The 10,542-nt window shown below is 56.5% G+C and carries 10 protein-coding genes and 1 pseudogene; 9 read left to right on the forward strand and 2 right to left on the reverse strand.

Going from position 1 to position 10,542, the window contains the following annotated elements:
• The 9 genes and pseudogenes from C8N45_RS22580 to C8N45_RS22625 form a co-directional block, all read left to right on the forward strand.
• Positions 1-68 (forward strand): copper resistance protein CopC (locus tag C8N45_RS22580; protein ID WP_147271833.1); only part of this gene is annotated, 68 nt, incomplete at its 5' end.
• 134 nt (positions 69-202) lie between these two features.
• Positions 203-604, forward strand: a complete 402-nt coding sequence (locus C8N45_RS23485; RefSeq protein ID WP_211095505.1) for an SHOCT domain-containing protein — start codon at positions 203-205, stop codon at positions 602-604.
• Positions 605-746: 142 nt separating this feature from the next.
• Positions 747-1,097: a hypothetical protein gene (locus C8N45_RS22590; protein ID WP_245882828.1), complete on the forward strand. Its 351-nt coding sequence runs from the start codon at positions 747-749 to the stop codon at positions 1,095-1,097.
• A 317-nt stretch (positions 1,098-1,414) separates the two neighbouring features.
• The gene (locus C8N45_RS23075) at positions 1,415-1,735 is read left to right on the forward strand and encodes a transposase (RefSeq protein ID WP_245882831.1); all 321 of its coding nucleotides are present in this window, start codon (positions 1,415-1,417) and stop codon (positions 1,733-1,735) included.
• A complete protein-coding gene (tnpB, locus tag C8N45_RS22600; protein ID WP_108389270.1) occupies positions 1,732-2,085 on the forward strand; it encodes an IS66 family insertion sequence element accessory protein TnpB in 354 nt (117 codons plus the stop codon). Before C8N45_RS23075 ends, tnpB begins: the two co-directional genes overlap by 4 nt.
• A 54-nt stretch (positions 2,086-2,139) precedes the next feature.
• A pseudogene (gene tnpC / locus C8N45_RS22605) lies at positions 2,140-3,664 on the forward strand (IS66 family transposase).
• Between the two features lie 371 nt (positions 3,665-4,035).
• Complete coding sequence (locus C8N45_RS22615) at positions 4,036-5,967, forward strand: FAD-dependent monooxygenase (protein ID WP_108389272.1); 1,932 nt, start codon at positions 4,036-4,038, stop codon at positions 5,965-5,967.
• 17 nt (positions 5,968-5,984) lie between these two features.
• On the forward strand, positions 5,985-6,299 hold the full coding sequence (locus tag C8N45_RS22620; protein WP_133176038.1) for a hypothetical protein: 315 nt from the start codon (positions 5,985-5,987) through the stop codon (positions 6,297-6,299).
• 12 nt (positions 6,300-6,311) lie between these two features.
• Positions 6,312-6,635 (forward strand): sterol desaturase family protein, encoded by a 324-nt coding sequence (locus C8N45_RS22625; RefSeq protein WP_108389276.1) that lies wholly within the window; start codon positions 6,312-6,314, stop codon positions 6,633-6,635.
• A 165-nt stretch (positions 6,636-6,800) separates the two neighbouring features.
• Here the strand turns inward: C8N45_RS22625 and C8N45_RS22630 are convergent, their stop codons facing one another.
• Both C8N45_RS22630 and C8N45_RS22635 read right to left on the reverse strand, forming a co-directional pair.
• Entirely contained in the window at positions 6,801-9,299 is a 2,499-nt protein-coding gene (locus C8N45_RS22630) for a cation-translocating P-type ATPase (protein WP_108389278.1), read from the reverse strand.
• A 441-nt stretch (positions 9,300-9,740) separates the two neighbouring features.
• Positions 9,741-10,268 (reverse strand): universal stress protein, encoded by a 528-nt coding sequence (locus tag C8N45_RS22635; RefSeq protein ID WP_168769576.1) that lies wholly within the window; start codon positions 10,266-10,268, stop codon positions 9,741-9,743.
• Between the last annotated feature and the right edge of the window lie 274 nt (positions 10,269-10,542).

Here is a 10,542-nt window from a genome sequence, read left to right on the forward strand (position 1 = left end):
ACTGGCGGGGCCTCTCTGCGGACGGCCACCCGATGCAAGGCACCTTCGGCTTCACGGTCTCCGAGTGATCGCGTGGAAGGTCTCGCCCCCATAGAAATGTGGCTGGACATGCTGACCTGCACAAAACGCTTATTATATTGCTTCCTCAGTTTTGATCTACATCAGTGGCGATGTGCTTCATTGGCGCTATCAAGCGTAGATGATGGCGATCATGGCAGCACAACGGAGTAGCAAGATGAAGATAGGAATGAATTCGGTGGCTTCGATATTGACGCTGCCACTCTGCCTGACCGCTACGACTGTGATAGCACAGGTCGGGGGAAGCCCGGAACGTGGCGGCTTTGGCTATCATGAGCATGACATGATGTGGAACAACAGCCAGTGGGGAGGGTTCGGTATGGTCCTTGGCCCGATCTTCATGATTTTGATTGTCGTCGCCATTGTGGCAGGTATCATCTATCTCTTGCGATTGTTTGGCACGGCGCAAAACGCCAGCAGCCAAGTAGCGCATGATCGTGCTCTTGTCATACTCAAAGAACGATACGCCAAAGGCGAAATCGACACCGAAGAATTTTCTGAACGCAAGAAGCTACTTATCGACTGAGCCCGATGACGCAGCCGCAAAACGAGAGAAGCGAGCTTTCCACTCCACTCTCGGGAATACGATGATGCATCGGTGACGGATCATCACCGTCAAATCAAGTCTGCACAACGCAGACGCCTACATAGAGACTATGATCGTGCCAATGACCCAGTCCATTCTTGCCACCGAACCGCAGCTTCGCCTCGTCGTGTTTCTGGGGGTATTGGCCAGTATGGCCCTGTGCGAGCTGATTGCTCCGCGCAGACGCATAGAAATTCCGCGCATCATCCGTTGGTCCAACAATCTGGCCTTGGTGGTGATTGATACAATCATTCTGCGTTTGACGTTTCCGATCTTGGCAGTCGGGTTCGCGGTGATCGCACAGGATAATGGCTGGGGTCTGTTCGATATCGTCGCATTACCCAGCTGGGTCGCAATCCTGCTCTCGGTCATCATTCTTGATCTGGTCATCTATCTGCAACATGTCATGTTCCACGCAGTCCCTGCACTTTAGGCGGTTGCACCGCATGCATCATGCGGACCTCGCATTTGATGTGACCACGGGACTGCGATTTCATCCAGTTGAAATTATGCTCTCGATGGGGATCAAACTAGCAGTCGTACTTGCTTTGGGACCACCTGCAGTCGCCGTCTTGATCTTCGAGGTTCTGTTGAACGGTAACCGCTGTTTAGACCCCACCTTCCGTTGACGCGTTTATTCTGCGAGTCCCTGCTTCATGGATTTGAGGGAGTTTCTCCATGGATAGTACGGTTGAGTTTCTCACGGATGCGAGCGTTGGTGGTCGGAGGTGCCCACGCTGGCCGTAGGATGTGAAGGCACGGATCGTAGCCGAGACGCTGGTTGATGGTGCGACGGAAAATGCGGTTGCACGGCGCTATGGGATGCGACCCAATCATTTGTCCGAATGGCGACGGATGGCGCGCGAGGGCAAGTTGGTCCTGCCGAACCAGGACGGTGTTTCCTTCGTTCCGGTGGCGATTGAGGAACCTGCCGTCACGTTGCCAGACATAGCCGAGTTTGATGCGCAGGCTGAGATTGGCGTGATTGATATATTGAAGGGCAACGTGACGATCCGCCTGGCGGCAGACACTTCCGCCGTGCGGATCGCCGAGATCGCGGCTGCGCTGTGATCCACCCGTCGCAGGGTTTGCAGATTTTTGTGGCAACCAAGCCGGTGGACTTCCGCAAGGGGCACGATGGATTGGCGGCGCTGGTGCAGAGCCATTTGCAAAAGAAGCCGTTTGACGGTGCGGTCTATGTCTTCCACGCCAAACGCGCCGACCGGCTCAAGATGATCTGGTGGGACGGGACAGGTCTCGTCATGGCCTACAAGCGTTTGGAGCAAAACGCGTCTAAATGGCCCGCGATCAGGGACGGCGTTTTGCGACTTGATCCGGCGCAGTTTGAAGCGCTGTTCTCAGGTCTCGACTGGCGTCGCGTGTCCGCGTTGGATATCCGTCCACCGGCTTTGGCAGAATGACTCGGGCGGCGTTTTGGGCAGGCGTATAAGCCCTGTTCTTGATAGCTGACGGGCATGACTTCCCCCACTGATCTTCCTACAGATGTCGCTACTTTGCAGGCGCTTTTGATTGCCTCCGAAGAGCGGAATGTGCGCAAAGAGGATCGCATCATCCGGCTTGAGAAGTTGCTCGCCGACTTCAAACGGGCGCTCTATGGCGCGAAGTCCGAGAAGGGTCATCCAGATCAATATCATCTTGCGTTGGAAGACATCGAGACAGCAATGGCAGTCGTTCATGCCGAAGATGAGGCGATTGATCCGGCAAAGAAGGCTGCGACGTCGAAGTCTCGGGATAGTCGCGGCGTCTTGCCGAAGCACTTGCCGCGCATCGAGGAAGTAATTGCACCAGAGGTCACGTGTGGGTGTGGAGCCGCGCGTCACATCATTGGCAAAGACGTCAGTGAACGGCTGGACATCGTGCCTGCCCAGTTCTGCGTGATCGTGACCCGTCGCCCCAAATATGCCTGCCGATCCTGTGAGGCGGGCATAATCCTAGCACCAGCCAAACTACGCCTGATCGAAGGCGGCATGCCAACCGAGGCGACCGTGGCCAGTGTCATCGTCTCCAAATATGCAGATCACTTACTGCTGTATCGCCAATCCCAAATCTATGCGCGGCAGGGCTTTGATATTGATCGCGCCACCTTGGCGTTCCGGGTCGGCAAGGCTGCCCGTGTACTTAGGCCCGTCCACGATGCGCTGCTGGCACATCTCAAAACTTCCAGCAAACTGTTCATGGATGAGACACCCGCGCCAGTGCCCGATCCGGGGCGCGGTAAAACCAAGAAAGGGTATTTCTGGGCGCTCGCCCGCGATGATCGTGCCTGGAATGGACCAGAACCACCCGGCGTGGCTTTTACCTATGCGCCGGGGCGATCTGGAAAATACGCGTCCGAGATATTGCAGGGCTTTGAAGGCATCCTGCAAGTCGATGGCTATGCCGGATACAACCGCGTGCTTGATCTGCCCGACAATGCCCCGATCCAACTGGCCTACTGCTGGGCCCATACGCGTCGCAAATTGTTTGATTTGACCCTTCACAACGTCGCCCCCATCGCCGAGGAAGGCCTCAAACAGATTGCAGCCCTTTACCGGATCGAAGCACAGGCATGAGGCACGTCTGCCGAAGATCGGTTGGCAATCCGTCAAACCAAAAGCGCGCCCAAGATTGCAACCTTCAAAACATGGCTGGGTCATGCCCGTATACAGGTCTCGACTAAATCTCCCACAGGCGAAGCCCTCAAATACATCGCTAAATACCGGGACGGATTGATCCTGTTCCTAACCGACGGACGCATCGAGATGGACAGCAACGCCGTTGAGCGCACAATCCGCCCCATCGCTCTGCAAAGAAAGAACGCGCTCTTCGCAGGCCACGGGGCAGGCGCAAAAAATTGGGCCATGCTCGCGTCCCTGGTTGAGACCTGCAAGATGAACAACATTGAACTGCACCTACATAACCGGCGTCCTAACAGCCATCGTCAATAGGCATAAACAGAAGGACATCGAGCAGCTGCTACCCTGGAACTTTAAGGCCTGAAGCAACGCTTACCCATTTTATATGACGACGGACACTTGTCGTAGGCAATGCGCGCGGCGATGCCCGCCTGGTCTAAGCCCGGATTGGAATGTACGGCATCAAGCGCCGCGAACTGCACGGGTGTCAGATCTTGTCCTGCATCCTGCATTCGCTGAGAGAAAAACCTGCGTGGACATCTGGTTAAGACGCCGGATCAGATGTCCTGGCATGTCAGAGACCATCATACGTAGCAACTCCTTGGTCGGTGGTACCAGCGCCAACTAAGGGTTTATTGGTACAACCGAAAAGGTATGTATGCACACGTTTTTCCCACCCATATAGTAAGTATAGATACCAAATGTGGAGACGGCCAGCCAAAGTGGAGTAAAGGGATGCAGTACTATGTCGATGGCTTCAATCCAGGAGACCCGGACGTCAAGGCCCCTGCCCCCGGTCGCGAACAGCCTCACAACGGCGTGGTTCCGGAAACGGTCGATGTCTTGATTGCAGGCTGTGGCCCGGCAGGGTTGTGCCTTGCCGCGCAACTTGCAGGTTTCCCGCAAATCTCAACCATGATCGTCGAACCAAAGCACGGGCCCATGGAAAAGGGCCAGGCGGACGGCGTCAACGTGCGCTCGATGGAGATGTTCCAGGCGTTCGGGTTCGCCGACAAAGTCAAGCGCGAGGCCTACTGGGTCAACCAGACCACATTTTGGAAACCGGATCCCTCAAATACCGATCACATAACGCGCGTTGGCATTGCTCAGGATGTCGCCGACGATCAGTCCGAGATGCCTCACACCATCGTCAATCAGGCGCGCATCCATCAGCTTTTCCTCGATGTGATGAAGAAATCGCCCACCCGGCTCGAGCCGCGCTACGGCCTGCGCGTAGTGGATTTTGAGATCGAAACTCGCACCGAGGACTATCCCGTGACTGTCACCTTGGAGCGTGTCAACAAGGATGGCAGCGCAGGCGACAGGCTCACGGTGCGCGCCAATTACGTCGTTGGCTGTGACGGCGCGCGCAGCAACGTCCGTAGGGCAATCGGCGGCAAGCTGCATGGTGATGCCGCCCATCAGGCCTGGGGCGTGATGGATATCCTGGCCAATTCCGACTTCCCAGACCTTCGCCGCAAATGTCTGATCCAGTCAGCCAAGGAGGGCAATGTCCTGATTATCCCCCGAGAGGGCGGGTATTTGTTTCGGATGTATGTCGAGCTGGACAAGCTCAACCCGGACGAGCGTGTTTCAAACCGCAACCTCACGTCGGACCATATCATTGCGGCCGCAAACCGGATTATGCAGCCCTATTCCATTGACGTGAAAGAAGTTGTCTGGTGGTCGGTATATGAAATCGGGCACCGGTTGACGGACAAGTTCGACGATGTTCCAGAAGGCGATACCGCCACGCGGATGCCACGTGTCTTCACCGCTGGTGATGCTTGCCACACCCACAGCCCCAAGGCGGGCCAGGGGATGAACGTGTCGATGGGCGACACGTTCAACCTTGGCTGGAAGCTGGCGCATGTGCTGACTGGCCGCTCGGATGCCAGCCTGCTCCACAGTTATTCCGCCGAACGTCTGGAAGAGGCCAAGCGCCTGGTGGAAACCGATCACGAATGGGCGCGGATCATGAGTGCGCCTCCGGGCGAATCCGAACTGGACGGCACCGACATGCCGCGGTTTCAACAGCAGTTCATCGAAAATCTGGAATTCACCGGTGGGCTGGCGGTCAAGTACGATCCTTCACGGATTATTGGACAGCCCACTCATCAGCAACTCGCAATGGGCCAGATCATCGGAAAACGCTTTCATTCCGCCCCGGCACTTCGGCTGTCAGACGCCAAACCTCTGCAACTCGGCCATGTGGCCGAGGCTGACAGCCGCTGGCGCCTCTATGCATTTGCCGGGCAAAGTGATGTGGGCGCCCGCGGTGATGCCATTGAACAGCTGTGCGACTGGCTGAAAAACGATCCCGTCTCTCCTGTGCAGCGTTACACGCGCAAAGATGAAGACATCGACGCCCTGATCGACCTTCGCGCGGTGTTCCAGCAAGACTTCAAGTCCCTGAACTACGAGGACATGCCGTCGCTTCTTCGGCCTGCGAAGGGGCGTTACGGATTGCAAGATTTCGAGAAAGTCTTTTGTGTCGATCACAAGCTTGGCGACGACATCTACAACATGCGCAGGATCGACCGAACAAGCGGGTGCCTAATCATCGTGCGCCCCGATCAGTACGTTGCGCATGTTCTGCCATTGAAAGCATTCGATGATCTGACAGCATTCTTTGACGGGATATTCGAACCGCAAGACGGCGCATAAGCCGCCGAGGTGTTCATTTGCGCCGCGCTCTTCATCGAGCGCGGCGCAATCCATTTCATACGTTGAGGCGAGACACCATGATCGATGTGCTACTTTTGATGCTGCCCATCTTCACTATGATTGCGATTGGCAGTCTTTTCGTTTGGCGTGGGTGGTTTCCAGCCCATGGCCTGCCTAGGCTGAATCGGTTTGTCATGAATGCCTGCATTCCGGTCCTGCTGTTCTCGGCGATCTCCAATGGAGAATCGCTTTCCAACAAATGCGGGCGGTTGGTTGTTGAAATAGACGAAGGCCGATTCTCGCAAGCGATGTTGGTTGCTGGCGCTTCGTGACATTCTGAATAAATGCGCAACCACTCTAACGTCAGGTTGCCAGAGTATGCATACAGGGTGGTTCGCTTGATATTGGTTCCCCCCGACATGCACCGCGTGCATCATTCGGTGCGCTCGGAAAAGAAAAATAGTAATTTCGGGTTCAATCTTCCTTGGTGGGATCGGTTACTGGGCACCTATAAGGCACAGCCTTCAGCCGGGCATGAGGATATGTCGATCGGGATTGAGCAGTTCCGAACAAAGCGCGACCTTTGGCTCGACCGTATGCTGGTTCAGCCCATCAAGGGCCCCGCAAGCGGCTATCCAATTAATTGTGAGACCGGACGGAAGTTGTGATCGTAGTTCCATGCCTCTAGAAACCGAGAGGTGGCACTTTGAGCGATGCAAACGGCCTACATCAGACCCTTTTGTTATCTGCAGACAAGGTCTCCTTCGAGCCAAATCGACCAGTTGCTGCATGACAGACTTAGATCTGAAATACTCCCCCTTAAGGATCGGCAATTATGAGGGAGATTGCCCTGATCTATGCAACCTGGCATGTGGCTTCCCAAGATCCTGCCGCTGAGTCATAAAAGCGGCACCGGCGCTGATGATCACACCTCCAAACATCGCGATTGCCCAGTCCATGAGATGGAGTGGGGAAAGGTGGAGAACCCTTGCGACCGGTTCGATCTGAATTGCGGCAAAGGCTGACAGGACAGGAACCGCTGTCGCGATCCAGGCGGATCTAGACCGAAATCCGGTCAGGGCCGCAGTAATGGCCGAACCCGTAATGATGAGGGAGGCCATTGCCATCGATCGCGCGTGGGGGACATCGGCAGTCTCGCCGAGATTGAGGATGTTGCCTCCGAGGATGACCGTGCTTGCAAGGGCACCAACAATGCTGATCGTGACCCATTCCCGCGGAGCGAAGAAGCTCGGTCGGCTTCCCTTGCTTAGGCGAGAGAGCGCGTTTTGCGACGGTAAATTCTGGAACACTAGCAAGGCCGTCGGATGGAGGATGAGTTCGATCCATATGATATGGATCGGCAAGTAAAGCAGCGGATACCCCATGAGCGGGATAAGCGCAGCCGTCGCAACAAGCGGCGCGTGCAGCATGAGCAGATAGGCGAAGCTGAGCCGGAGGTTCGTGAATAGCTGGCGTCCTTCGGCGATAGCACCAACGATCGTGGCGAAGTTGTCATCCAGCAGCACGATAGATGCGACCTCGCGCGCCGACCGCGTGCCGCGCTCACCCATTGCGATCCCGACATCCGCGCCACGTAGGGCGGGCGCATCGTTCACCCCGTCGCCGGTCACCGCGACCATCTCTCCTTTGGCGCGCAGTGCCTGAACCAAGTCAAGCTTCTGCGACGGCGTACATCGGGCGACGACATCGAAATCGATCTCTGCTTCCTGATGGTCAATATGCGCTGCCAGGTCCTTTCCGTCGATCACCCGCGGGTCCAACGTCCCAATACCGGTCTCTTTGGCGATAGCTGCGGCCGTATGTGCATGGTCTCCGGTGATCATGATGACTCGGATACCCGCATCTTGCGCTTCACGCACCGCGTCGGCGACGCTAGGTCGTACCGGATCGGAGAATGCTAGCAGGCCAGCAAAGTCGAAGCCGGTCTCAGGCTCTTCCCCCGACCAATCGTGAAACGACCGAATGGCGACCCCGATCACCTTGTGACCAGAGGCAGCCAGTTCCTGAGTCCGTTGGCGCCATAGGCGGCGTTCTTCCTCTGACAGAGTAGTAATCTCAATGACGGTCTCGGGCGCCCCCTTCATTGCGGCGCTACAACTGCCCTCAGGTGAGCGAAGGACCGCAACCTCGCGCAGTCTGTCTTCGGCAAAGGGAAAGACCGCCTCGACCTTGCCATTCCGGGGCCGTGCGCTTTCGAGAAGGATCAGGTCCAGTGGGTCGGCGGTCTCCGCACGAGAAGCGGTCGCGGCGATCGTAAGCAGTTCGTCGTCACTCACCCCCTCGACGGGGAGTGCTTTATGCAGCGTCAGCTGCCCCTCGGTCAGCGTTCCTGTCTTGTCCGTGCAAATACAAGAAATCCGGCCAATATTTTCGACGACGACGGCGCGTCGGACTAGCGCCTGCTTCCGGGCGAGGCGATAAACACCAAGGCCAAGGAAGAACGAGAAGACGACCGGATACTCCTCGGGCAGCGCGGCGATGGCAAGGGTGACCGCACTCAGAAGTGCATCTACTGCGCCATAGCCCTGAGCATAGCGAATGCCTGCAAGGATGGCGCATAGCACCAATGCTACGACAAGCAGGATCTGGACAAGCCGTGCGATCGCTTCCTGAAGCGGCGTCCGATCGACTTGTGTAGCGCGGGACAGCCGCGCGATTTCTCCATAAAGTGTTTCGGGCCCGGTCAGTGCGATGACCACGCGGGCCTCGCCCGTCAACAAACGGGTCCCAGCCATGCCCCAATGCTCCCCTTCGACTGTCACACTCCCGGTTCCGACTGGCCGAGGCTCAAGCGGAGCCTTGCGAACGGGCAGCGCCTCCCCTGTAAGGGTCGATTCATCTGCCTGCAGGGCCTCACCAGACTGGATTAGCCCGTCTGCCGGGAAATAAGCACCCGCCGGCACGATAACGAGATCGCCCGGAACGAGCTCTTCTGAAGGGACGTCCTTTTCACGCCCATCCCGAAGAACCCGGGCCTGGGACGCCAGCCGAGCACGCAACCCCTCCGTAGAGGCTTGCGTGCGTCTGTGAAGGTAGGCGTCCATTCCTGCGATCGGAATAAGGGCCGCCCCCAAGACAGCCGCCTCCGTCAAATCTCCTAGCCAGATAAACAGGACAGCAGTGCCAATGAGAAACCAGATCATCGGATCTCTGACTGTGCTGCGAACGATCTCTAACCAACCCGAAGAACTCTCCGCAACGATGGTATTTGGCCCGAAAGTCGCGCGTCGTTCGGCCACCTGTGCAGCATTAAGTCCGCTAGTATTGTCCCACAAGTCGTGAAGACGTTCGACAGGCGCGCTACGATTCAATCGCTATTCCGATCACTGGGTCTGAAGGGGCTGCGGAAAACAATTCCGTACCTTGATCCATAACAACCTGTCAGACAATTCTACATACCGATCTGCATATTTCCGAAGGCTACCCTGCCGCTTCCGTCGCGCGTACTCTCAGCGACACGGCCATGGTCATTGACCGCTTCGTCCGCACCGTAGCCACCCATGAAGTCTGTAGTGAAGGTCAGCTGTCAGCCCGGCCCCTTTAAGCCGCGCCCCGCACGCAAGTCTTTCTCGCACAATACGGTACTGAGGTTATTGTCCGTCGATAAATTGGTACAGTTGCTTGCGGCAATCGCGACATCTGCGACACGGATATGACCACTTGAAACCGGACAAAATATCTTTTCAAAACCACGGCAAAAATCTTGGCAATACACTTGGGATCAAACTCTGTTGCACTGCAAATCTGTCCGTTCAACGCACCAGGATAACAGTACAGGGCGCATGGTGCAGCACTTTCTGAGATACGCTTCCAAGAAGCGTTTCACGCACGCGGCCTAGACCACGCCGCCCCATGACGATCAAATCAGCGTCTTCCGCTTCCGCCACATCCAATATCTCGTCTGCGCTGTCGCCGACACACGTCTGGAAAGTCACGTTGCGTGCTCCTGCTGCATCGGCGCGGTCTTTGGCAGTTGCCGCGACATATTCGCCAAGTGCTATCGTCAATTTGGCGGTTCGCACCTCATCCTCTGCACTTGCGAACAGCCCGCTCAGCGATGTCGTGCCGGCCACGTCCCGCATGCCGGCACCGGAGGCCACGGTTTCAACCAATCCTTCGGCCTCTGCGAGTCGTTTGAACTCCATAGACGGACGGCCATGCATCAAGACATGCACGATGCAAAGATCCCGCTCCAGCTTCATAGACAGCTCTGCCGCGAAATCCACTGCGCGGTTGCTGGCATCAGAGCCGTCCGCGGCAACGATAATTTTTCCACTCATGGGGCAGCTCCAAGTTTTTAATTTGATAAAAAAGTATCACGCGGGTCAGTTGACTTCATTGAGCTTCGTCAATGCGTCGCGCATATGCTCAGGTATGCGTTTTCCCCAGTTTAATGAAACGCAGCCTGGTCCGCCTTGCGGTCATCTATGCAAAGCGCAGCGAACGTCCTGTGTGGATGTATATGGACCCCGCCTTATTGCAACAGTCTTGGCAGGCTTGGTTCAGGATCACGATTGCTGACGTATATCCGGCTTCTTTGAGCGGCCCAATACA

The sequence above is a fragment of the Yoonia sediminilitoris genome (assembly GCF_003058085.1).
GTDB classification, from domain to species: Bacteria; Pseudomonadota; Alphaproteobacteria; order Rhodobacterales; family Rhodobacteraceae; genus Yoonia; species Yoonia sediminilitoris.